This window comes from Streptomyces sp. NPDC016562 (assembly GCF_043076955.1).
In the GTDB taxonomy this organism is placed as follows: Bacteria; Actinomycetota; Actinomycetes; order Streptomycetales; family Streptomycetaceae; genus Streptomyces.
The window spans coordinates 771,085-794,112 of the sequence record NZ_JBIBRZ010000002.1; the positions used below are offsets into that span (position 1 = coordinate 771,085).

A 23,028-nucleotide genomic window follows, 5' to 3' on the forward strand; every position below is an offset into this window, starting at 1 on the left:
TCGCCTCCCCGCGGCCCCCGACCCGTTCGCCTCCCCGCTGCCCCGACCCGTTCGGCTCAACGTGGCATGCGGCCCGGCGGGGGCGCTGTGAGAGTGCGGGGTGTGACCACTGCCACCGTCATACCCGCGGCGCCCCCCGTGCTGGACCGGCGGCGGCGCAATGTCGTCTTCGGCACGATCATGCTGGGTGTGCTGCTGGCCGCCCTCGACCAGACCATCGTCGGCACCGCCCTGCCCACGATCGTGGCGGATCTCGGCGGGGCCGCCCACATGTCGTGGGTGGTGACCTCGTACCTGCTGGCGGAAACCGTCGCGACGGTGCTGGTGGGCAAGTTCGGTGACCTCTTCGGGCGGAAGCTGATCTTCCAGATCTCCGCGGTCGTCTTCATCACCGGCTCGTTCCTGTGCGGTCTCGCGGGCAACATGACCCTGCTCATCCTGTGGCGCGGCGTGCAGGGGATCGGCGCGGGCGGCCTCATGGTCACCTCCATGGCCCTGATCGCCGATGTGGTCCCGCTGCGCGAACGCGGCAAGTACCAGGGCGCGATCGGTGCGGTCTTCGGCGTCGCGACGGTGATCGGGCCGCTCCTCGGCGGGCTCTTCACCGACCACCTGAGCTGGCGCTGGGCCTTCTACGTCAACGTCCCGATCGCCGTCCTGGTGGTGGTGGCGGCCGCCCGGACCATCCCGTCCGTACGCGCCGCCGGCCGCCCGGTGATCGACTACCTGGGCATCGCGCTGGTCGCGATCGGATCGAGCGCGCTGATCCTGGCCACGAGCTGGGGCGGGAACGAGTACGCCTGGGGCTCGGCGGTGATCGTCGGGCTCTTCGCCGGCGGCGCCGTCGCCCTGGCCCTGTTCTGCGTGGTGGAGACGCGGGCGGCGCAACCGATGCTGCCGATGAGGCTGTTCCGCAATCCCGTCTTCACCGTCTGCTCGGTGCTCAGCTTCGTCGTCGGTTTCGCCATGCTCGGCGCGATGACGTTCCTGCCGTCGTACTTGCAGTACGTGGACGGGGATTCGGCCACGGTCTCCGGCGTCCGGACGCTGCCGCTGGTCATCGGCCTGCTGATCGCGTCCGTCTTCAGCGGCAACGTCACCAGCAAGACGGGCCGGTACCGGATCTTCCCCCTGGTGGGCTGCGCCGTGATGGGCGTCGGGCTCTACCTGCTGTCCCTCATGGGTCCGGGCACCGGCGCCTGGCTGGAATCGCTCTACATGTTCGTCCTCGGCGCCGGTATCGGCCTGTGCATGCAGGTGCTGACCATCGCCGTGCAGAACACCGTCGACTACGCCGACCTCGGCACCGCCACCTCGGGCGTCACCTTCTTCCGTACGCTCGGCAGCTCGTTCGGGACCGCGGTCTTCGGCACGATCTACGCCAACAGCCTGCGGTCCGAGCTGGCCGACGGCGTGGCGCGGGCGGCCCGGGCGACCGGGGCCGATCCCGCGGAGCTGGGCCGGGCCGCGCAGAGTCCGCAGGGGGTGCACGGGCTCGACCCGGCGGCGGCCGGCCCGGTCGTCGACGCGTACGCGCAGGCGCTGCAGACGGTGTTCCTGTGGACCGTCCCGGTGGCGGTGGCCGGCTTCGTCGTGGCGCTCTTCCTCAAGGAGGTGCGTCTGCGCGACACCGCCCGGGCCGCGTCCACCGACATGGGGGACGGCTTCGCCTCACCGGCCACGACCTCGGGGGATTCGGCCAAGCTGCTGGAGCTGGCGGTCGGCAAGCTCGTACGGACCATGGGCCCCGAGACGGCGCGCAGCATCGTCGAGGCCTCGGACACCCGGCTGGACATCGCGGGCGCGTGGGCGGTGATGCAGGTGGAGCTGATGACCCGGACGGTCGGCTACGCCAGCCTCGGCCTGATCGGCGGGCGCCGCTCACTGCCGCCGGAAGTCCTGCTCCCGGTCTTCGACCGGATGGAGGACGAGGGCTTCATCAGCCGCGAGGGCAGCTTCCTGGCCCTCACCCCGGCCGGGCAGCGGGAGGCCGAGGTCATCTCGCGGGCGTGGGCCGACTGGCTCGGCGACCAGCTGGAGAAGGACCGGGGCCGGCCGCGCAGCGCCGAACTGCGGGTGGCGGCGGACGCGATCGCGAAGCGGCTGCTGGCCGAGGATCTGAGCGAGGGCAATTTCGCGCCGCGGGTGGCGTTGCGGCGGTAGGAGCGTGGCGCGGACGGAACCTCCGACGGCCGCCCCGCGTCTTCGTGCGGGGGGAGACGAGGCGACGCGCGGCCGGCCGTACGGACGACGGGGGAACGCTCAATGGGGATCACCCTGGCCGAGGAGATCATGCTGCTGTGCCTGGACGAGGAGTCCGGGGTGCCGCGGCAGCGCCAGGCGGCGGGCTGGGCCGCCGCGGGCGGGATACTGCTCGAACTCGTCATGGCGGAGCGGGTGTCGGTGTCGGGCCTATACCTGGAGCTCGGGGACACCACGCCGACGGGAGACCCCTTGCTCGACAGCCGGATCGTGCTGATAGGGGCATGGCTGCGGGGCCGTAGCAAGGGCCGGGTGACGGACTGGCTGACGAAGGACCACGCGAAGGTGGTCGACGCCGCGCTGGAGGGCCTGACCGCGCGGGGGCTGGTGGTGGCGCAGGCGCGCCAGAGCCTCGGGTTGTTCCCGCAGCGCCGCTACGCGCAGGCCGACGGAGCCGTCGAGCGCGCCCTGCGGCAGCGGCTGAGCGCCGCCGTCCTCGGCGACGCCGAGCCGGACGAGCGGACGGCGGGGCTCATCGCCCTGCTCCACTCGGCCGGGCTGCACCAGCTGGCCTTCCCCGGGCGGGCGCCCGGGTCGGTCGCGCCGAGGATGGCGGAGACGGCCGCCGGGCAGTGGGCCGCGGAAGGGGTCCGGGCCGCCATCCGCGACGTCCAGGCCGCGATGGCCACGGTGGCGGCGGCGACGGCCCTGACCCTCGCCCCGCCGGCGGACTAGCCGTCCGACCCGGCGCGGGCCGTCAGGTGGTCTGGTTCGCCGTCGGGTAGTCGTACGAGGGGACGGGCGGCAGCATCGTGAGCCCAGGGCGCCAGGAGCGCAGGACGGCCGCCGACGGCGGATACAGGGCCGAGGGGATCTCCGCCGGATCGAACCACTGCCAGCGGGCGATCTTGTGCGGCTCGGTGACCTTCGGGACACCGCGCGCCGTGGTGGTGACGGCGGCCGCCGTCAGCCGGGTCAGGCCCGACTCCGCTTCGATCTGGACGGACAGGACCCGGATCCCGTCGGCGTCCGCCCGCAGATCCGTTTCCTCGGCGAGCTCCCGCGCGGCGGCCTGCTCGAAGCCCTCCCCGGGGTCGACCTTGCCGCCGGGCAGCTCCCAGCGGCCGTCGTGCGCCTGTCCGAGCAGCACCTGGCCGTCGGGGCCGACGACGACCAGCCCGACGCCGACGACGGCATTGGGCTGCGGCACCGCCCGCTCGGGGCGCTCGGGGCCCGCGGGGCCCTGGTCGGTGGTGGTCATGCTCGTCCTTCCGGTGCGGTGGCGGGGCGGGCGCGGACGTGGATCCGTTCGCCCTGGGGGCCGAAGAGGCTGAGGAACTCCGCGGGCTGCGGACCCGCGTTGAAGAAGGCGTGCGGGGTGCGCGTGTCGAACTCGGCGGCCTCTCCGGCGCCGAGGACGAGATCGTGCTCGCCGAGCAGCAGCCGGACCCGCCCGGAGAGCACGTACAGCCACTCGTAGCCCTCGTGGACGTTGAGTTCGGGCTCGGGCGGCGGACCGTCGAGGGGCGGGAGGATCTGCTTGAAGGCGCGGAGGCCGCCGAGGTTGCGGGTCAGCGGTACGTAGGTGTGGCCGTGCCGCACGAAGGGGCGCGGCCGGATCCGGGGATCCCCGGTCTCGGGGGCGCCGACCAGCTCGTCGAGCGCCACCCGGTGCGCCTTGGCGAGCGGGAGCAGCAGCTCCAGGGTCGGCTTGCGCTGTCCCGACTCCAGGCGGGACAGCGTGGAGAGCGAGATGCCGGTGGTCTCGCTGAGCTGGGCCAGCGTGGTGCCGCGCTGCCGGCGCAGCGCACGCAGCCGCGGACCCACGGCGGTGAGCACGCCGGCCAGTTCCTCGTCCTGTTCCTCAGGGGCCATGGGTCCATTTGCCGCTTCGGCAAGAAGTTTTGTCAAATGGGAACGGCCGGAGCGACGCTCGCAGGCATGGACGAGGACGCGATGGATGACATGTTCGACGTGGTGATCGTGGGCGGCGGCGCCGCCGGGCTCGCCGGGGCCCTCACCCTGGCCCGGGCCCGGCGCTCCGTGCTGGTGATCGACTCCGGCAGCCCCCGCAACGCCCCCGCGGCGCACATGCACGGATACCTCGGCCAGGACGGGGAGAGCCCGGCCGCCCTGCTGGCCAGGGGACGCGCGGAGGTGGCCCGCTACGGCGGCGCGATCCGCCCCGGCACGGCGATCGCGGCGGACCGGCTGCCCGACGGCGGGTTCCTGGTCCGCTGCGGGGACGGCTCGACGGTGCGGGCCGGGGCGCTGCTGGTCGCCACCGGTCTGGTGGACGAGCTGCCGGCCGTACCGGGCCTGGCCGCGCGCTGGGGGCGGGACGTGCTGCACTGCCCGTACTGCCACGGCTGGGAGGTCCGAGACCAGCCGATCGCGGTGCTGGCCGACGGTCCGGTCGCCGTGCACCAGGCCCAGCTGTGGCGGCAGTGGAGCGAGCGGACCACCCTGCTGGCCCACACCTGGCGGCTGACCGACGGGGACCGTGAACTGCTGGCCGCCCTGGGCGTGCGGGTCGTCGAGGGGGAGGTGACCGGCCTCGCGGTCCAGGACGACCGGCTGACCGGGGTGACCCTGGCCGACGGGGCCGTGGAGGGGTGCCGGGCCCTGGTGGTGGCCCCGCGGTTCACCGCCCGCTCGGGCGTGCTGAGCAGCCTCGGCCTGCCGACGGCCGCCCTGGAGCGGGACGGCCACGTGATCGGCACCTGCATCGCGTCCGACCCGGCCACCGGGGCCACCGCGCTCCCGGGCGTATGGGTGGCCGGCAACGTGACCGCTCCGCTGGAGAAGGTCGCGGGGGCGGCCGCCCAGGGAGTGCGTGCGGCCGTCGCCGCCAACACGTACCTCATCGAGGCGGAAGCGCGCCGGGCGGTGGACGCGTACCGGGCGGGCGGGGCGTAGGGCGACCTCCGGACATTTGTGCGGGTTTCGGCCGGCCTCCGCCCGTGCAGGCTGTGGGCGGTGTGATCGTCGTACGGCTCGTCAGTCGTCAGCCGTCGGCTCATCGGCTCATCGGCCCAAGGGGACGCGCAATGGCACATGTGCTGGTCATCGGCGGCGGCGTCGGAGGGCTGGCCACCGCGCTGCTCGCGGCGCGTCACGGGCACACCGCCGAGCTGTTCGAGCGTGATCCGCGCGCGCCGGGCACGGCGCTCGACCGCGACTTCTTCGGCTGGCGGCGGCCGGCCGTACCGCAGGCCTCGCAGCCGCACGTGTTGCTGGGGGCGGCCCGCACCGTGCTGCGGGAGGAACTGCCGGACGTCCACGCGGAGATGCTCCGGCTCGGCGCGCGCGAGCGGCACGAGCTGGACTGGTTCGACGTACGGCCGCCCGCCCTCCCCGGCGACGAGGACCTCGTCATGCTCCAGGCCCGGCGCATCGTGCTGGAGAGCGCGCTGGCCACGGCCCTGCGGGCCGAGCCCGGGGCCGTCGTGCGGTACGGGGAGACGGTCACCGCACTGACCACGGCTCCGGCACCGGCGAGCGGACCGGAAGCGTCACCGGGGATCCAGGTGACGGGAGTGACCACCGGGACGGGGAGCTACAGGGCGGACCTCGTGGTGGACGCCGGCGGGCGGCGCGGGGGCCTGGAGCGCCGGCTGGCCGCGGCGGGCTGCCGGCCGCCCGTCGTGGAACGGCACCGCACGGGGCTCGCGTACTTCTGCCGCTGGTACCGGCTTCCCGAGGGCATGGAGGAGGGGCCGCGCCGGCCCTGGGCGGTGACCGGCGGGTCCTTCGCCGGGTGCGCCGTCTTCCCGGCCGACAACCGGCTGTTCGCGGTGACGCTGTTCGTGCACACCGCCGACACCACGCGCTCGGCGCTGCGCGACCCCGCCGTCTTCGAGCGCGCGGTGCGCGCCTTCCCGCCCGCCGCGGCATGGCTGGGCCTGGGGGCCGAGCCGCAGTCGCAGGTGCTGGCCACCGCGAGCCTCGACAACCGGTGGAGCGCGCTGGTCGACGAGCGGGGGCCGGTGGTGAGCGGGCTGGTGCCGGTCGGGGATTCGATCACGCACACCAATCCGACCCTCGGGCAGGGCGCCTCGCTCGCCCTGTGGGCCGCGCGCCGGGTGGCCCTTACGGCGCACCGGGAGCCCGCATCGGCGCGGTTCGCCCTCGACCACCACGCCTGGGCGGTGGACACCCTGAAGCCGTGGTTCGACTTCCAGGTGGTCGCCGATGCGGCCATCGGGGAGCGCTTCGCGACGCGGGCCGGGCGTACGGGGACGGCGCGCGAGGTGGCCGCCCTGTTCGACTGCGCGCTGGAGGACCCGGAGGTGATGCGGGCGCGGGCGAGGGTGCGGCACCTGGTGGAACCGCCGGGGCGGGCGTACGCGGATCCGCGGATCCGGGCCCGCGTGGCGCGCTGGCTGGCCGCCCGGCCGCACTACGTGCCGAACGCGGCGGGGCCGGGCCGGGCGGAATGGGAGGAACTGACCGCGCCCGCCGGTGCGCGGCCCGCTCAGCCGCCGTCGGCGCCGCTGTCGCCGTCCGCCGCGGTTCCCGAACCCGCGTCGGCGGGCGGCCCGAGGACCTCGGCCAGGTCGTAGGTGACGACCTCCTCCAGCTGGGCGTACGTACAGCTCTCCGGTAGTCGGTCGGGGCGCCAGCGGCGGAACTGGGCGGTGTGCCGGAAGCGGTCGCCCTCCATGTGGTCGTAGGCGACCTCGACGACCCGTTCGGGCCGCAGCGGCACCCAGGACAGGTCCTTCTTGCCGGTCCACCTGCTCTGCGCGCCCGGCAGCCGCGCGCTCTCGTGCGCGGACTCCTCGGCCCAGGCGCCCCAGGGGTGAGCGGTCGTGTCCTCCATCCGCAGCGGTTCGAGCTCCTCGACCAGCTCGGCGCGGCGCTTCATGGGGAAGGCGGCGCACACGCCCACGTGCTGGAGGGCTCCGTGGGCGTCATACAGGCCCAGGAGGAGCGATCCGACAATCGGACCGCTCTTGTGGAAACGGAAACCCGCGACGACGACGTCGGCGGTACGTTCGTGCTTGATCTTGAACATGAGGCGGGCATCGGGCCGGTAGCGCAGATCGAGCGGTTTGGCGATCACGCCGTCGAGCCCGGCGCCCTCGAACTGCTCGAACCACTCCTGCGCGACCGCAGGATCGGTGGTCGCGGGCGCGAGATGGACGGGGGGCCGAGCAGTGGAGAGGGACCGGGTCAGAGCGGTACGGCGGTCGGCGAGCGGGGTGTCGAGGAGCGACTCGTCGCCGAGCGCGAGCAGGTCGAAGGCGACGAAGCTGGCGGGCGTCGTCTCGGCGAGCAGTTTCACGCGGGAGGCGGCGGGATGGATGCGCTCGGTCAGCCGGTCGAAGTCCAGACGCCCGCGCTGAACGATCACGATCTCGCCGTCCACGACGCAGCGGGCGGGCAGATTCGCCTTCAGGGCCGTCACCAGCTCGGGAAAGTACCGGGTCAGCGGCTTTCCCGTGCGGCTGCCGATCTCGATCTCGTCGCCGTCGCGGTGCACGATGGCCCGGAAGCCGTCCCACTTGGCCTCGTACTGCATGCCGGGCGGGATCTTCGTCACGGATTTGGCGAGCATCGGCTTGACGGGCGGCATCACGGGCAGATCCATGCCTTCGATTCTGCGGTCGTACGTCCGGCCCCGCCCGGTGTGCGCGTACGACCGGGCCCGCCTACCGTGGCCCCCATGGGTGCTGCCGGTAATGCGATCGAGCTGGAGGCGGGCGGACGGACGGTACGGCTGTCCAGCCCGGACAAGGTGTACTTCCCCGAGCGTGGACTCACCAAGCGCCACGTCGCCGAGTACTACCTGGCGGTCGCGGACGGCATCACGCGCGCCCTGCGCAACCGGCCGACCACCTTGGAGCGCTATCCGGAGGGGGTCGAGGGCGAGTCCTTCTTCCAGAAGAGGGCGCCGAAGAACCTGCCGGACTGGATCCCGACCGCCCACATCGCCTTCCCGAGCGGTCGCTCGGCCGACGAGATCTGCCCCACCGAGCCGGCCGCCGTGCTGTGGGCCGCCAACCTCGGCTGCCTCACCTTCCACCCGTGGCCCGTGCGCCGCGAGGACACCGACCGGCCCGACGAGCTGCGCATCGACCTGGACCCGCAGCCGGGCACCGACTACCACCACGCGGTGGCCGCCGCCCACGAGCTGCGCGCCCTGCTGGAGGAGCTGGGCCTGCGCGGCTGGCCCAAGACCTCCGGTGGCCGCGGCCTGCACGTCTTCGTGCCGATCAGACCGCAGTGGACCTTCACCGAGGTCCGCCGCTGCGCCATCGCGATCGGCCGGGAGCTGGAGCGCCGGATGCCGGGCAAGGTCACGACGGCCTGGTGGAAGGAGGAGCGCGGGGAGCGGATCTTCGTCGACTACAACCAGACGGCGCGCGACCGCACGATCGCCTCCGCCTACTCCGTCCGCCCGCGCCCGCACGCCCCGGTGTCCGCGCCGCTGCGCTGGGACGAGGTGGACGACGCCGAGCCGCGCGACTTCGACATCGTGACCATGCCGGCCCGCTTCGCCGAACTGGGCGACCTGCACGCGGACATGGACGACCACGCCTTCACCCTGGACGCCGTACTGGAACTGGCGGCCCGCGACGAGCACGACCACGGCCTGGGGGACATGCCCTACCCGCCGGACTACCCGAAGATGCCGGGCGAACCCAAACGCGTCCAGCCCAGCCGGGCCAAGCACGAGGACTGAGCCGGCTCCGGAGGGCCACTGTCAGTGGGGGGTGGCATGCTCGAAGAGGACAGCAGAGCGACGCCGCAGGAGGCCGGAAGGAGCGCGGACCATGCTCACGACGGACTACGAGGACGGCTCCCCGAACTGGGTGGACCTCGCCACCCCCGACGTCGACGGCGCCGCCGCGTTCTATGAGGGACTGTTCGGCTGGGACTTCCAGCCGGGCGGCGAGGAGGTCGGCGGATACGGCATGTTCCACCTCGGCGGCAAGACGGTCGCGGGCGCCATGACCGTGCCGCCGGAGCAGGGCCCGTCCGCCTGGCAGGTGTACTTCCAGACCTCCGACGCGGACGCGACGGCCGAGGCCGTGACCGGGGCGGGCGGCACGGTGCTGTTCGAGCCGATGGACGTCATGGACTTCGGCCGGATGGCGGTCTTCGCCGACCCGGCGGGAGTGGGCTTCGGCGTGTGGCAGCCGCGGAGGAACACGGGCCTGGGCGCGGTGACGGACGTGGGCACCCTGTGCTGGACGGAGCTCTACACCGGCGACGTGGCCGCGGCGGGCGCGTTCTACCGCACGGTCCTCGGCTGGGAGATCGGCGAGATGCCGTTCGAGGGAGGGACGTACACGACGGTCAAGCCGGCCGGGACCTCGGACGAAGCCGCCTTCGGCGGTCTGGTCCCGATCTCGATGGATCCGGTGGAGGATGCCGAACGGCCCTACTGGACGCCGTATTTCGAGGTCGCCGACTGCGATGTGACGGCGGCGAAGGCGGAGGAGTCGGGCGGCAAGGTCCGTCTCACCCCGGTGTTCATGGAAGGAGTCGGCCGTTTCGCCAAGCTGGCGGACCCCTTCGGTGCGCGGTTCGCGGTCATCGCCAGCGCGCCGGCGCCCGGGTCGTGACGGGCTGTTGATCAGGCGTTGATCGGACGTCCATCGGCGCCGGTCAGTATCTGCGGCATGTCGATGAACACCACCACCGCAGCCACTGACACCGCCTGGTACGACCTCGCCCTGTGCGCCCAGACGGGCCCGGGCTTCTTCTTCCCGGAGCCGGGCTCGTCGCTGCGCGACGCGAAGCGGCTGTGCGGGGCGTGCGAGGGACGGGTGGCGTGCCTGGAGTACGCCCTGGCCAACGACGAGCGCTTCGGCGTCTGGGGCGGCCTCTCGGAGGCCGAACGCCTCGCCCTGCGCACGCGCCGCTGATCACCTGCGCGTCCGCGTCCCCAGCGGGACGCGAAACCCTGGCAGAGCATGGCTCTGCCAGGGCGATCGCGTCGTGAGGTCAGCCCTTGCGGGCCGCGATGCGCGCCGCGCGGGCGGCCAGGCGCTCGTCGAACTTGCGGGCCTCGCCGTCCAGGCCGTTCATGAAGAGGCCGAGCTCCTCCTGGGCCTTCTGGCCCTCGGGGCCCAGGCCGTCCATGTCCATGATCTTCAGGAAGCGGATCACGGGGCTCAGCACGTCGTCGTGGTGGATCCGCAGGTTGTAGACCCCGCCGATCGCCATCTGCGCGGCCATCCGCTCGAAGCCGGGCATGCCGTGTCCGGGCATCCGGAAGTTGACCACGACGTCCCGTACGGCCTGCATGGTCAGGTCGGGGGCCAGCTCGAAGGCCGCGCCGAGCAGGTTGCGGTAGAAGACCATGTGCAGGTTCTCGTCCTGCGCGATGCGCGCCAGCATCCGGTCGCACACCGGGTCGCCGGACTGGTGGCCGGTGTTGCGGTGCGAGATGCGGGTGGCGAGCTCCTGGAAGGCCACGTACGCCACCGAGTGCAGCATGGAGTGGCGGTTGTCGGACTCGAAGCCCTCCGACATGTGCTGCATGCGGAACGCTTCGAGCTTGTCCGGGTCCACGGCGCGCGAGGCCAGCAGGTAGTCGCGCATCACGATGCCGTGGCGGCCCTCCTCGGCGGTCCAGCGGTGCACCCACGTGCCCCAGGCGCCGTTACGGCCGAAGAGCGTGGCGATCTCGTGGTGGTAGCTGGGGAGGTTGTCCTCGGTCAGCAGGTTCACGACCAGCGCGATCTTGCCGATCTCCGTGACCTTGGACTGCTCCGGGTCCCAGGCCTCGCCGTCCTCGAAGAAGCCCGGGAAGTTCCGGCCGTCGCTCCACGGGACGTACTCGTGGGGCATCCAGTCCTTGGTGACCTTCAAATGGCGGTTGAGCTCCTGCTCGACCACCTCTTCCAGCGCGTACAGCAGCTTGGCGTCGGTCCACGCCTCCGAGCTGCCGAGGTGGGGAGAGGTGATCGTCACGGGTACTCCTGGGTGCAAAGCGATGTACTTACGGTTCCGTAGCCTACGGAGTCGTAGGTTAAGCGCGACATCAAGGCGAGGCCAAGCCCCGCCTAGGTGTATGTCCGGTTACATCCAGTTATCTCTGCAGTGCAGACGGGGAACGAGCGGGAAGCGGAAGGCGAAAATCACGCCCGGAGGTGGTCCGCCGCCCCCGCCCGCCTTGACGGCCGGGAGCGGCGTGCGCAGGGGCGGACCGGGCTTCCCGGAGCACGCCTTCCCCCGGCATGGGGAGCCAAGCGGAACCGCACCAGGGCCCGCTAAGCGTGCCCCAGCGCCTCCCGGACCTCCTCCGCCGTCGTCGGCCTCAGCTCCCCGTCCAGCAGCAGCCAGCGGGTGACACCGAGGGACTCCAGGAACGGCACGTCATGGCTCGCCACCATGAGCGCGCCCTCGTACGCGTCCAGCGCACCGGTCAGCTGCCGCACGCTCGCCAGGTCCAGATTGTTCGTCGGCTCGTCCAGCATGAGCAGCTGGGGCGCGGGCTCCGCCAGCAGCAGCGCCGCCAGTGCCGCCCTGAACCGCTCCCCGCCCGACAGGGTCCCGGCCGGCCGGTCCGCCCGGGCGCCGCGGAAGAGGAAGTGCGCGAGCCGCGCCCGGATCACGTTGTTCGTGGCCTGCGGGGCGAACCGCGCCACGTTCTCCACGACCGAGCGGCTCTCGTCCAGCACGTCGAGCCGCTGCGGCAGGAACCGCGTGCTCACATGCGCGAGCGCCTCCCCGGACACCGGCGCGAGCTGCCCGGCGATCGTGCGCAGCAAGGTCGTCTTCCCCGACCCGTTGCGGCCCACCAGGGCGATCCGCTCCGGGCCCCGCAGTTCCCACTCGCCGCGTACCGCGGCCCCGTGCGCGAGGCGCAGATCGCTCAGGGTCAGGACGCGCCGCCCCGGCGGGACGCGGGTGGAGGGCAGCTCGATCCGGATCTCGTCGTCGTCGCGCACCGCCTCCACGGCCTGGTCCAGCCGGTCCTTGGCCTGCGCCAGCTTCTCGGTGTGCATGATCCGGTGCTTGCCGGCCGACTCCTGCGCGGCGCGCTTGCGCGCACCCATCACGATCTTCGGCTCGCGCTTGTTGTCGTTCATCTTCTGGCCGTACCGCTTGCGTCGCGCCAACTTCACTCGCGCATCGGCCAGTTCGCGCTTCTGCCGCTGTACGTCGGCCTCGGCGACCCGGACCATCCGCTCCGCCGCGTCCTGCTCGGCGGCGAGCATCTCCTCGTAGTCCGTGAAGTTGCCGCCGTACCAGCGGACTTCGCCGTCGCGCAGATCGGCGATCTGATCGACCCGCTCCAGCAGCTCCCGGTCGTGGCTGACCAGGAGCATCACCCCGGACCAGGACTCGACCGCCGCGTAGAGGCGGCCCCGGGCGCGCAGGTCCAGGTTGTTGGTGGGTTCGTCCAGCAGCAGGACGTCGGGTCGTGCGAGCAGCAGGGCGGCCAGCCGCAGCAGGACGGACTCGCCGCCGGACAGCTCCCCGACGGTGCGGTCCAGGCCGATCCGGGCCAGCCCGAGCGCGTCGAGCGTGGCCAGGGCCCGCTCCTCCACGTCCCAGTCGTCGCCGACCGCGGCGAAGTTCGCCTCGGTGGCCTCGCCCGCCTCGATGGCGTGCAGTGCGGCGCGCGCGGTGTGGATGCCGAGGGCCTCGTCCACGCGCAGTGCGGTGTCGAGGGTGATGTTCTGCGGGAGGTAGCCCACCGAGCCGGCGACGGTCGACTGGCCCGCGGTCGGGGTCAGTTCACCGGCGATCAGCTTCAACAGGGTCGATTTCCCTGAGCCGTTGAGGCCGATCAAGCCGGTACGGCCGGGGCCGACGGCGAGGTGGAACCCGTCGAAGACGGGAGTGCCGTCGGGCCAGTCGAAGGACAGGGCGGAGCAGGTGATGAAAGCAGGGGCGTGACTCATGGAGGCCTCCAGGTTGCGTGAATGGTGCGTGCAACGCGGGGAGACAGCCGACGCTCAGAAGGTCACGGCGAAGGTGACGGGGACGGCGATCGGTGTCTCGACCTCAGAAGAGCAATGTCCTGCTCCGTTTCGACGGCAGTGGGGCGTCTACGAAGCTACGGCCGGCCGCGACCGCCCGCAAACGAATAAACCGGGCGGGCGGGCGGCGGGTCAGCAGGTGTCGCGCAGCAGTTCGGCCAGGCTGTGGTCCATGTCGAGGTAGAGGTGTTCCAGGCCGGGCGGGACCACACCCGCCGCCCGCTCCAGGAACCGGTGCAGCTCGGCCGTGAGCATCAGCACGATCGCGACGCCCTCCGCCGCGTGGAACTCGATCGTGGTCCGGTCGACGTCGTACGGGCGCACGCGCACGTCGCCCTGGCCCGACGGGCGGTCCAGTCCGGACTCCAGCAGCTCGCGCGAGAAGGTCCAGGAGACCTCGACGCCCTCCAGCGTCGCCGGCGCGGGGAAGGCCATCCGCACGGCGAAGGGATCCGCGCGGTCGTAGCAGAGGGTGACGGGAACGGTCTCGACCTTCGGGGCGGTGGCGACCAGACGGGCCTGCGCGGCCTGCTCGATGACAGTGATCAAGGCTCACTCCCTTGCGGCGGATCTGCTGCCGGACCCTGGCGTGGAGCCCGGCAACCCGATAGACGCCGGAATCGGCACATCCGTGCATGGGCCTGCACGTGAGCTGTGTCACCGACTGGCTGGAACCCACCTGTGTGATCGCACGGAGTGACCGCCTGCGCGGAGACGTCCGAAGGAAGCTGGATGAGCCCGGCAGGCGCCGGAGGGCCGCAGAAGGGCTGGTAACCGATCACTCCACAGGCGCAAGGCGCGGCCCGGAGGCCCTCTGGACGCCCCCTCCGGCGTGCGTTAGCTTCCCGCGCCATGAGACTTCTGCAAGTGGGAACGGGCATGGGCGCGGCCGCTCTGCTGGTGGGGCTGCTGGCCGCCCCCGCCCAGGCCGGTGCGTCCGGCACCGAAGAGGCACAGGGCGTGGCGCAGACGGCGCAGGACTTACGAGGCGCCGGCTGGTCCTTGAAGGAGACGGGGAAGACGGTCCGCTTCCGCGGCCTGGCGGCGGTCAGCCGCAGCACGGCCTGGGTGGCCGGCTCCAAGGGGACCGTCCTGCGTACGGTCGACGGCGGCCGCAGCTGGCAGGACGTCTCGCCGCCCGGCGCCGTCGCCGAGGGGCTGGAACTGCGCGACGTCGAGGCCTTCGACGAGCGGCGCGCGGTGGCCCTGTCCATCGGGGAGGGCGAGGCCTCCAGGGTGCTGCGCACCGAGGACGGCGGCGCCACCTGGACCGAGACCTTCCGCAACCCCGACCCGCGGGCCTTCTACGACTGCCTCACCTTCTTCGACGCGCGCCGCGGCCTGGCGATGAGCGACCCGGTGGACGGGAAGTTCCGCATCCTGTCCACGGACGACGGCGGGCGCACCTGGCGGGTCCTGCCCAGCGACGGCATGCCCGAGGCGCTGCCCGGCGAGGCGGGCTTCGCCGCGAGCGGCCAGTGCCTGGTCAGCGCGGGTCCGCGCGACGTCTGGCTCGCCACGGGCGGCGGGGCGACCGCGCGCGTTCTGCATTCCACGGACCGGGGCCTGACCTGGCGCGTCGCCGAGTCCACCGTCCCGGCGGGCGACCCGGCGCGAGGCGTCTTCGCCCTGGCCTTCCGCGACCGTACGCAGGGGCTCGCGGTCGGCGGTGACTACCGCACCGGCCAGGCCTCCCCGCAGGCCGCGGCCCACTCCGCGGACGGCGGCCGCACCTGGAGCCAGGCGTCGACCCCGCCGTCGGCCTACCGCTCGGGCGCGGCCTGGTACCCCTACGGCCGGGGCACGGCCCTCGCGGTGGGACCGACGGGCACGGACGTGACCACGGACGGCGGCCACAGCTGGCGCCCCCTGGACACGGGCTCCTTCGACACGGTCGACTGCGCGCCGGCCAGCGGCTGTTGGGCGGCCGGGGAGAAGGGCCGGGTGGCGCGGCTGGAGCCGAGGTGAGCGTGCGGGCGCGCCGCCCTCAGGCTCGCGCGGCCGGGTTCTCGCGGACCGTCGCCAGGTCCGCCGAGGTCTTCGTCGCCATGAACTCCGTGATGCGGTAGGTGCAGACGCCCGCGACGGTGAAGGGGTCCTCGGCCGCGATCCTCTCGATCTCCGGCCGGGAGACCCCGCCGGCCAGGATCACGCCGCCGTCGCGCGGGACCTTGCGCCCGGACGCGAGGAAGACCCCCGAGGCGTAGTAGCCGTCCAGCCAGGCGATGTGCGCGTCCAGCAGGTCTTCGACGTCTTCGATGGGCGCGATGTAGGTGAGCTCCATGACGAACATGATCGCCAGGCTACTCTCGCTCCATCATGACCAGTGTGAAGACCCCCGCCGACGAGGCCGAGGCCCGGGCGATACAAGACGAACTGCGTGATTCCGTCGTCCTCGACGAGGTCGGCCCACCGCCCGGCCGCAGCCTGATCGCCGGGGTCGACGTCGCCTACGACGACGAGCGCGACCTCGTCGCCGCCGCGGCCGTGGTCCTCGACGCCGCCACCCTGGAGGTCGTCGAGGAGGCCACCGCCGTCGGGCACGTCAGTTTCCCCTACGTGCCCGGGCTGCTCGCCTTCCGCGAGCTGCCGACGGTACTGGCCGCCCTCGACGCCCTGACCACCGAGCCCGCCCTCGTCGTCTGCGACGGCTACGGCCTCGCCCACCCGCGTGGCTTCGGCCTCGCCTGCCACCTCGGCGTGGTCACCGGGCTCCCGGCCATCGGCGTCGCGAAGAACCCGTTCACCTTCACCTATGAGGAACCGGGCCCCCGGCGGGGCGACGCCGCGGCGCTGCTCGCCGCGGACGGGACCGAGGTCGGGCGGGCGCTGCGGACGCAGGACGGGATCAAGCCGGTCTACGTCTCCGTCGGCCACCGCGTCTCGCTGGACAACGCCTGCGCGCACGCCCTGGCGTTGAGCCCCCGCTTCCGGATCCCCGAGAGCACCCGGCACGCCGACTCCCTGTGCCGGAAGGCGCTGAGGGAGGCGACCGGAGTCTGAACGGCGCCGTCCAGCCAGTGCGACGCCGTCCCGTCAGCGGGCGTGCGCCACCCGGAAGGTGATCCCCGCCTTCCGGAGCCGGTCCAGCAGGGCGTCACCCATCGCCACCGCCGTCGTCAGCTGCCCGGCACGGTCCGGCAGGGCGTCGTGGGCCAGGCACAGGGCCGACTCCGCGAGCATCTTCGCGGTCTCCCCGTAGCCCGGGTCGCCGCCCGACACCTCGGTGAGCACGCGCCGGCCGCCGCCCTCGCCGACGAACCGTACGGTGAACCAGCTGCGTGCGCGGCGCTCCGCGTCCGGTCCCTGCCCCGGCTCCCAGCGGCTCATGAGCCACCGCCGGGCCGGCGGCACCTGGGCCAGCGCCGCGGCCGCGCCCAGCGTCGCCGTACCGCCCACGGCGACGGGCAGGTGCCGGACGGAGGCGTAGTGCCGGTAGCGGAAGTCCGGTCCGTACCGCTCCAGCGCGGCCGCCGACCGGGTCACGATCCGCGGGTCGAGCGAGGGCAGCGGCAGCGCCCAGGTGCCGGTCTCCCGGCTGAACCGCGGTACCCCCAGCGGGCCCCGGGCACGTCGCCCCAGCAGCCGGGGCTCGTGCAGCCGGCGGGCGTGCGCGGCGGCCAGGGTCTGGGGGCCGCGGCCCAGCGCGGTCAGGGCGGAGGCCAGGGTCCCGCCGGAGAAGAGGGCGTTGGAGCGCATGAAACCGTCGACCCGCAGCGGGACGCCCTGCGGCAGGTGGCCGACCGTGAAGTACGCGCCGAGGTCCGCCGGGATCGAATCGAAGCCGCAGGCGTGGACGATCCGCGCCCCGGTCTCCCGGGCCCGCGCGTCGTGCTCGACGTACATCCGGTCCACGAACTCCGGCTCGCCGGTGAGGTCCACGTAGTCCGTGCCCGCAGCGGCGCAGGCGGCCACGAGCTGCGATCCGTACCAGATGTACGGTCCCACGGTGGTGGCCAGCACCCGCGTGGACGCGGCCAGGGCGCGCACGGCGCCGGCGTCTCCGGCGTCGGCCCGCAGCAGCGGGAGGTCCGCGCACGCGGGATCGATCGTGGCCAGCCGCTCGCGCAGCCGTTCCAGCTTGGCGAGGTCGCGGCCCGCGAGGGCCCAGCGGCAGCCGGCCGGTGCGTGGGCGGCGAGGTACTCGGCGGTCAGCGCCCCCACGAACCCGGTGGCGCCGAACAGTACGACGTCGTAGGCCCGGTCCTGTCCGCGCTGCCGGTCCCGCCCGTCTTCCCGGATCTGTGCGTCGTTCATGAGGGTCCCCCCGAAGGGTTGCAGGGTGTGCGGGTGGCTGTAGGGGGCCGAGGCTAGCGCCCGGCCCGTGAGGAGAGAACAGCGCCCCGGGAACGGCCTGTCGGCCGCGCCCGGGGCGCTGTCCTGACCACCGGCAGGTGGCGGACCACCTGGGGGTGGGTCAGCCCTGCTGGTAGAGCCCGAAGAGGTCGACGACGAGGTCGATGTCGTCCCAGCCCTGGTTCCAGAAGTCGATGATGCCGTTCTTCCCGGTGCTCGCCTGCACCAGGTTCGGGACGGTGTCGCCCTTCGTCCAGTTCAGGTTCGACGAGTTCGGCGGCGTCGGCCGGACGGCGACGCCGTTGTCGTAGTCGTCCATCGTGTTCGTGTCCGGGGCGACCGTGAGGAACCCGTTGCCGTTCGTGTTCGTGACCGTCGAGTTCATCACGAAGCCCGTGATGCTGGGCTCGCCGTAGGAGAGCGGCATGTAGATGTAGTTGCGGCCGTCCAGCGGGCCCGAGTCCCAGGTCGCGGTGTCACGGGTGTCGAGCAGGCGCTCCGGCGTGAGCGGCAGGAAGGCGCTCTTGCTGTCGGTGCTGTAGTAGCCCACGACGTCGACGACGACGTCGGTGGCCGACCAGGCGCCGTTGAAGACGCTGATCTTGCCGTCGGCGCTGACGGGGACGATCACCGAGTTGGCGACGGTCTGACCGGCCGTGAAGTTCAGGTTCGACGCGGTCGGGATCGCGCCGCCACCCGGGAACACCGACAGGTGGCCGGCCTGCTTCGGGTTGGTGACCGTCACGTTCAGCGCCACGGCCTTGATGCCCTGGGGCACGCCGCGCAGGCCGCTGATCTGGGTGGAGAAGGTGCCGCGCCCGGGCAGCTGGCCCTGGGCGGTGCCCAGACCCTCACGGGTGTCGACGAAGCGCGCCGGGGTGATCGGGGTGTAGCCGCTGGACGCGGTGTGGCTGAAGTAGCCCGTGACGTCCGCGATCAGGTCGACCGACTGCGAGCCGCGGTTGGCCAGCTCGACGTACCCGTTCTTGCCGACGGGCACGATGACCAGGTTCGGGACGGTCTGGCCGGCCTTGAAGTTCACGTTCGACGTGGACGGACGCTCGGTGCCCTCGGGGAAGGCCGTGATGTGCCCGCCGCTGGTCGTGTTGGTGACCGTGATGTTGAGGGCGACGGCGGTGACCCCGGCCGGGATCCCGCCGTTGCCGCCGACCTTCACGCGGGTCGAGCTGTACGGGGCGACCTTGCCCTGCACCGCGCCGGTGCCGTCCCGGGTGTCCAGGAGGCGGGTGGGGGTGTACGGGGTGAAGTCCGAGCCCGGCGTGACGACCGCGAGCTCGTTGACGGCCGAGGCGCTGTTCGCGGCGTCCGTCACGGTGACCTTGACCGTGTAGGCACCGACCTCGGCGTAGGTGTGCGCCGTGGTCAGGGTGGTGGAGCCGAAGGCGTCGACCACGTCGGTCTGGCCGTCGCCCCAGGCGATCGTGACCTTGAGAGCGGTGTCCGCGCTCGTCGTGGTCGTGTCCAGCTCGATGCCGTGGGCCGAGGTGCCGTAGCCCTCCAGGGCGACGGCGAGGTCCGGGTTGCCGGCGACGGACTGCACCGACGGGGCGGCGGAGGCGCCCGTCTTGGCGGTGGGCAGGGTCGTGCGGACCGAGCGCTCGGCCGGGCTGGTGAAGGTGTTGCCCTTGGACTTGGCGTCCTTGCCCAGGCCCAGGTCCAGGTCCGGGACGGTCGCACCGTGCCCGTCCGACTGGGCCGGCGCGGCCTGCGCCACACCCGGGATGAGACCCACGCCGGCCGCGAGGGCAGCCACGGAAATTACAAGTCGGCGACGGTTGCGCACCGGCCCCCCATTATCTGTTGAATGCTTGATCGGCATCGAAAGCGTGTTCAGGGTACAGAGTCCCGAAGCCCCCGATGACGGGGGTGGCACTACGGTCCGGGCGCGCTGTCGCAGACCCGGACACTCCGGCGCCGGCCGATCCCGCGCGACCCGCGCCCGGGGGCTTGTGCTGGGTGGAACACGTTCCTAGCATCACTGGTGTTACATCGGTTGTGTCACACAGTCGCACACGATGCACAGCAGAGACGCTGGGGGCTCGATGGCAGTGACAGGGAACGGCGCAGACGGCGACGCCGAGGGCGGCAGGAGCGGCAGCGGCGCCGGCGACGGCCTCGGGACGGCGGGCGCGAGCGCCGGCCGCAGCGGCCCGCTCGCCGGAGTCCGCGTGGTCGAACTGGCCGGCATCGGCCCGGGGCCGTTCGCCGCCATGCTCCTCGCCGACCTGGGCGCGGACGTCGTACGGGTCGACCGGCCCGGCGGCGGCGGGCTCGCGGTCGACCCCGCCTACGACGTCACCAACCGCAACAAGCGGTCCGTCCTGGTCGACCTCAAGTCCGCCGACGGCCCCGCCCGCGTCCTCGATCTGGCCGAGCGCGCCGACGTCCTCCTGGAGGGCTTCCGCCCCGGGGTCGCCGAGCGGCTCGGGGTCGGCCCCGCCGACTGCCACGCCCGCAACCCGCGCCTGGTCTACGGGCGGATGACCGGCTGGGGCCAGGAGGGGCCGCTCGCGCAGAGCGCCGGGCACGACATCGCGTACATCGCCGTCACCGGCGCCCTCGGCATGATCGGTGACCCGGACGGGCCCCCGGCCGTCCCCGCCAACCTCGTCGGGGACTACGCGGGCGGCTCGCTCTACCTGGTGATCGGGGTCCTCGCCGCGCTCCAGCACGCCCGCACCACCGGGACCGGCCAGGTCGTGGACGCGGCCATCGTCGACGGCACCGCGCACCTCACCGCCATGATCCACGGAATGATGGCGGCGGGCGGCTGGCAGGACCGCCGCGGGGCCAACCTCCTCGACGGCGGCTGCCCCTTCTACGGCACCTACGAGACCTCCGACGGCCAGTACATGGCCGTCGGCGCCCTGGAGCAGCAGTTCTACGACACCTTCGTGGAGCTCCTCGGCATCGGGGGCCAGGCCCCGGCCCGCAAGGACGTCGCCCGCTGGGGCGAGCTGCGCGACGCGGTCGCCGCACGCTTCAAGACCCGTACGCGGGCCCAGTGGACGGCGCTCTTCGAGGGCACCGACGCCTGCGTGGCGCCCGTACTGTCCCTGCGCGAGGCCCCCGATCACCCGCACCTGGCCGCCCGGGGGACCTTCACCGACTTCGGCGGGATCGTGCAGCCCGCCCCCGCCCCGCGGTTCTCGGCGACGCCGGTCGCCGTCGGCAGCGGCCCGGCCCGGCCGGGTGCGCACGTCCGGTCGGTGGCCGCGGACTGGGACGTACCGTCCCTCCTGAAGGAGGAGGGCTGATGGAACTGTCCATGATGCTCGACTACGCCGGGGATCCGCGCCGGGCGGCCGACGAGGCGGCGGCTCTGGAGGCGGCGGGGCTCGACGCCGTGTGGGTGGCCGAGGCGTGGGGCTTCGACGCCCCGACGATCATGGGCTACCTCGCCGCGCGCACCGAGCGGCTCAAGATCGGCTCCGCGATCCTCAACGTCTACTCACGCACCCCCGGCCTCATCGCCCAGACCGCCGCCGGGCTGGACGCGCTCTCGGGCGGCCGGGCGCTGCTCGGCCTCGGCGCCTCCGGCCCGCAGGTCGTCGAGGGCTGGCACGGCAAGCCGTACGACAAGCCGCTCGGCCGGACCCGCGAGACGGTCGAGCTGTGCCGCCGCATCTGGCGCCGCGAGACGATCGACCACCACGGCCTCACCGACATGCCGTTGCCGCCGGAGAAGGGCGGCCGGCACGGCAAGCCGCTGAAGATCCTCACCCGGCCCGTCCGCCCCCGGATCCCCGTCTACATCGCCGCGCTCGGTCCGGCCAACGTGCGCATGACCGCCGAGATCGCGGACGGCTGGCTCCCCACCCTCTTCATCCCCGAGAAGGCCGCCGCGGTGTGGGGCGACCCCCTCGCCGAGGGCGCGGCGAAGAGGCCGCCGGAGCTGGGCCCGCTCCAGACCGTCGCGGGCGGCCTGCTCGCCATCGGCGAGGACGCGGCCGCCGTACGGGATCTGGCGCGCCCGCAGATCGCGCTGTACGTCGGCGGCATGGGCGCGGTCGGCAAGAACTTCTACAACGACCTGGCCGTGGCCTACGGCTACGGGGAAGAGGCCCGCAGGATCCAGGAGCTCTACCTGGCGGGCCGCAAGCGGGACGCGGCGGCCGCCGTCCCGGACGAGTTCTGCGAGCTGATGACCCTGTGCGGGCCCGCGGGCTACGTGCGCGAGCGGATCGAGGCCTTCCGCGAGGCGGGCGTCACGATGCTCAACGTCACCCCCGTGGGCGAGGACCCCGCCCGCCTGATCGAAACCGTCAAGAACTGGCTGTAGGGGGCGTCGTGTGGACCACCGACGTCCCCGGACACCGCGCTCACCGATCCGGCCCGACCGGCAAGACACCCCCCTTGGGAGCCCCCGATGCAACGCCAGATCTTCGACGCCGACCACGAGGCGTTCCGCGAGACCGTACGCACCTTCCTCACCAAGGAGGTGCTGCCGCACTACGAGCAGTGGGAGAAGGACGGCATCGTCAGCCGTGAGGCCTGGCGGGCCGCGGGCCGGCAGGGGCTGCTGGGCCTGGCCGTCCCGGAGGAGTACGGCGGCGGCGGGAACCCGGACTTCCGCTACGCCGCCGTGATCGCCGAGGAGTTCACGCGCGCGGGCGCCCCCGGCCTGGCCATCGGCCTGCACAACGACATCATCGGGCCCTACCTGACCTCGCTGGCCACCGAGGAGCAGAAGCGCCGCTGGCTGCCCGGCTTCTGCTCGGGGGAGACCATCACCGCCATCGCGATGACCGAGCCCGGCGCGGGCTCGGACCTCCAGGGCATCCGGACGACCGCCGAGGACCGCGGCGACCACTGGGTGCTCAACGGCTCCAAGACCTTCATCTCCAACGGCATCCTCGCGGACCTGGTGATCGTCGTCGCCAGGACCACACCGGAGGGCGGGGCCCACGGCCTGTCGCTGCTGGTCGTCGAGCGCGGCGCGGAGGGCTTCGAGCGCGGCCGCAACCTCGACAAGATCGGCCAGAAGGCGCAGGACACCGCCGAGCTGTTCTTCCACGACGTACGCGTCCCGAAGGAGAACCTGCTCGGCGAACTGAACGGCGCCTTCGTCCACCTGATGACCAATCTCGCGCAGGAGCGGATGGGCATCGCGATGGCCGGCATCGCCGCCGCCGAGTACCTCCTGGAGATCACCATCCAGTACGTGAAGGAGCGCGAGGCCTTCGGGCGTCCGCTCTCCAAGCTCCAGCACATCCGCTTCGAGATCGCGGAGATGGCCACCGAGGTCGCCGTCACCCGGACCTTCCTCGACCGGTGCATCACCGACCACGCGAACGGCGCACTGGACCACGTACACGCCTCCATGGCCAAGTGGTGGGCCACCGAACTGCAAAAGCGCGTCGCCGACCGCTGCCTGCAACTGCACGGCGGATACGGATACATGACCGAATACCGGGTCGCCCGGGCCTTCACCGACGGCCGCATCCAGACCATCTACGGCGGCACGACCGAGATCATGAAGGAGATCATCGGCCGTTCCCTGCTCGGCTGATCCCCCCCCGCCGACCCCTCCCTTGACCCCTCCCCCTCGAACACCTCC

Annotated in this window: 21 protein-coding genes; 12 read left to right on the forward strand and 9 right to left on the reverse strand. The window is 72.8% G+C overall.

The window, feature by feature from the left end; genetic code table 11:
- Positions 1-66: 66 nt before the first annotated feature.
- Both ACF059_RS11285 and ACF059_RS11290 read left to right on the forward strand, forming a co-directional pair.
- Positions 67-2,163: an MDR family MFS transporter gene (locus ACF059_RS11285; protein ID WP_392054612.1), complete on the forward strand. Its 2,097-nt coding sequence runs from the start codon at positions 67-69 to the stop codon at positions 2,161-2,163.
- A 102-nt stretch (positions 2,164-2,265) separates the two neighbouring features.
- Positions 2,266-2,937, forward strand: coding sequence for a GPP34 family phosphoprotein (locus tag ACF059_RS11290; RefSeq protein WP_392054615.1), 672 nt, complete (start codon positions 2,266-2,268; stop codon positions 2,935-2,937).
- A gap of 22 nt (positions 2,938-2,959) precedes the next feature.
- Here the strand turns inward: ACF059_RS11290 and ACF059_RS11295 are convergent, their stop codons facing one another.
- Complete coding sequence (locus ACF059_RS11295) at positions 2,960-3,463, reverse strand: NUDIX hydrolase (RefSeq protein WP_392054618.1); 504 nt, start codon at positions 3,461-3,463, stop codon at positions 2,960-2,962.
- Positions 3,460-4,077 carry an XRE family transcriptional regulator gene (locus ACF059_RS11300; protein ID WP_366864013.1) on the reverse strand — a complete coding sequence of 206 codons (618 nt, stop codon included), beginning with the start codon at positions 4,075-4,077 and terminating at the stop codon, positions 3,460-3,462. The genes ACF059_RS11295 and ACF059_RS11300 overlap by 4 nt, the downstream gene beginning before the upstream one ends.
- Positions 4,078-4,143: 66 nt before the next feature.
- On the opposite strand from ACF059_RS11300, the gene ACF059_RS11305 reads away from it, so the two are divergent.
- Positions 4,144-5,121 carry an NAD(P)/FAD-dependent oxidoreductase gene (locus ACF059_RS11305; RefSeq protein WP_392054621.1) on the forward strand — a complete coding sequence of 326 codons (978 nt, stop codon included), beginning with the start codon at positions 4,144-4,146 and terminating at the stop codon, positions 5,119-5,121.
- A gap of 131 nt (positions 5,122-5,252) precedes the next feature.
- Complete coding sequence (locus tag ACF059_RS11310) at positions 5,253-6,767, forward strand: NAD(P)-binding protein (RefSeq protein ID WP_392054624.1); 1,515 nt, start codon at positions 5,253-5,255, stop codon at positions 6,765-6,767.
- Here ACF059_RS11310 and ACF059_RS11315 read toward each other — a convergent pair.
- Positions 6,680-7,798, reverse strand: coding sequence for an ATP-dependent DNA ligase (locus ACF059_RS11315; protein ID WP_392054627.1), 1,119 nt, complete (start codon positions 7,796-7,798; stop codon positions 6,680-6,682). The two genes, ACF059_RS11310 and ACF059_RS11315, sit on opposite strands and share 88 nt — an antisense overlap.
- A 75-nt stretch (positions 7,799-7,873) precedes the next feature.
- Here ACF059_RS11315 and ligD point away from each other — a divergent pair, with 75 nt between their 5' ends.
- The 3 genes from ligD to ACF059_RS11330 all read left to right on the forward strand — a co-directional run bounded on the left by ligD (position 7,874) and on the right by ACF059_RS11330 (position 10,082).
- Positions 7,874-8,893 carry a non-homologous end-joining DNA ligase gene (gene ligD, locus ACF059_RS11320; protein ID WP_392054630.1) on the forward strand — a complete coding sequence of 340 codons (1,020 nt, stop codon included), beginning with the start codon at positions 7,874-7,876 and terminating at the stop codon, positions 8,891-8,893.
- Positions 8,894-8,984: 91 nt separating this feature from the next.
- A complete protein-coding gene (locus ACF059_RS11325; protein WP_392054633.1) occupies positions 8,985-9,779 on the forward strand; it encodes a VOC family protein in 795 nt (264 codons plus the stop codon).
- A gap of 57 nt (positions 9,780-9,836) precedes the next feature.
- Positions 9,837-10,082 (forward strand): WhiB family transcriptional regulator, encoded by a 246-nt coding sequence (locus ACF059_RS11330; protein WP_392054636.1) that lies wholly within the window; start codon positions 9,837-9,839, stop codon positions 10,080-10,082.
- A gap of 79 nt (positions 10,083-10,161) precedes the next feature.
- Here the strand turns inward: ACF059_RS11330 and ACF059_RS11335 are convergent, their stop codons facing one another.
- The 3 genes from ACF059_RS11335 to ACF059_RS11345 all read right to left on the reverse strand — a co-directional run bounded on the left by ACF059_RS11335 (position 10,162) and on the right by ACF059_RS11345 (position 13,700).
- Complete coding sequence (locus ACF059_RS11335) at positions 10,162-11,133, reverse strand: acyl-ACP desaturase (RefSeq protein WP_361951247.1); 972 nt, start codon at positions 11,131-11,133, stop codon at positions 10,162-10,164.
- 299 nt (positions 11,134-11,432) lie between these two features.
- The gene (locus ACF059_RS11340) at positions 11,433-13,073 is read right to left on the reverse strand and encodes an ABC-F family ATP-binding cassette domain-containing protein (protein WP_392054639.1); all 1,641 of its coding nucleotides are present in this window, start codon (positions 13,071-13,073) and stop codon (positions 11,433-11,435) included.
- Between the two features lie 210 nt (positions 13,074-13,283).
- Entirely contained in the window at positions 13,284-13,700 is a 417-nt protein-coding gene (locus tag ACF059_RS11345; RefSeq protein WP_366864005.1) for an SsgA family sporulation/cell division regulator, read from the reverse strand.
- A 303-nt stretch (positions 13,701-14,003) separates the two neighbouring features.
- Here ACF059_RS11345 and ACF059_RS11350 point away from each other — a divergent pair, with 303 nt between their 5' ends.
- The gene (locus ACF059_RS11350; protein WP_392054642.1) at positions 14,004-15,119 is read left to right on the forward strand and encodes a WD40/YVTN/BNR-like repeat-containing protein; all 1,116 of its coding nucleotides are present in this window, start codon (positions 14,004-14,006) and stop codon (positions 15,117-15,119) included.
- 19 nt (positions 15,120-15,138) lie between these two features.
- Here ACF059_RS11350 and ACF059_RS11355 read toward each other — a convergent pair whose 3' ends face one another.
- Positions 15,139-15,444: a YciI family protein gene (locus ACF059_RS11355; RefSeq protein WP_392054644.1), complete on the reverse strand. Its 306-nt coding sequence runs from the start codon at positions 15,442-15,444 to the stop codon at positions 15,139-15,141.
- 26 nt (positions 15,445-15,470) lie between these two features.
- Between ACF059_RS11355 and ACF059_RS11360 the strand changes: the two genes are divergently transcribed.
- Positions 15,471-16,154: an endonuclease V gene (locus ACF059_RS11360; RefSeq protein WP_392054646.1), complete on the forward strand. Its 684-nt coding sequence runs from the start codon at positions 15,471-15,473 to the stop codon at positions 16,152-16,154.
- A 33-nt stretch (positions 16,155-16,187) separates the two neighbouring features.
- On the opposite strand, the gene ACF059_RS11365 is transcribed toward ACF059_RS11360, so the two are convergent.
- Together ACF059_RS11365 and ACF059_RS11370 are read right to left on the reverse strand one after the other, a co-directional pair.
- Positions 16,188-17,408, reverse strand: a complete 1,221-nt coding sequence (locus tag ACF059_RS11365; protein WP_392054649.1) for a saccharopine dehydrogenase family protein — start codon at positions 17,406-17,408, stop codon at positions 16,188-16,190.
- 160 nt (positions 17,409-17,568) lie between these two features.
- Entirely contained in the window at positions 17,569-19,221 is a 1,653-nt protein-coding gene (locus ACF059_RS11370; RefSeq protein WP_392054652.1) for a PKD domain-containing protein, read from the reverse strand.
- Between the two features lie 289 nt (positions 19,222-19,510).
- On the opposite strand from ACF059_RS11370, the gene ACF059_RS11375 reads away from it, so the two are divergent.
- The 3 genes from ACF059_RS11375 (at position 19,511) to ACF059_RS11385 (ending at position 22,980) form a co-directional block, all read left to right on the forward strand.
- Positions 19,511-20,725, forward strand: a complete 1,215-nt coding sequence (locus ACF059_RS11375) for a CaiB/BaiF CoA transferase family protein (protein ID WP_392054655.1) — start codon at positions 19,511-19,513, stop codon at positions 20,723-20,725.
- Positions 20,725-21,750 carry an LLM class F420-dependent oxidoreductase gene (locus tag ACF059_RS11380; protein WP_366863999.1) on the forward strand — a complete coding sequence of 342 codons (1,026 nt, stop codon included), beginning with the start codon at positions 20,725-20,727 and terminating at the stop codon, positions 21,748-21,750. The genes ACF059_RS11375 and ACF059_RS11380 overlap by 1 nt, the downstream gene beginning before the upstream one ends.
- A gap of 87 nt (positions 21,751-21,837) precedes the next feature.
- Positions 21,838-22,980 carry an acyl-CoA dehydrogenase family protein gene (locus ACF059_RS11385; RefSeq protein ID WP_392054658.1) on the forward strand — a complete coding sequence of 381 codons (1,143 nt, stop codon included), beginning with the start codon at positions 21,838-21,840 and terminating at the stop codon, positions 22,978-22,980.
- Positions 22,981-23,028 lie beyond the last annotated feature (48 nt).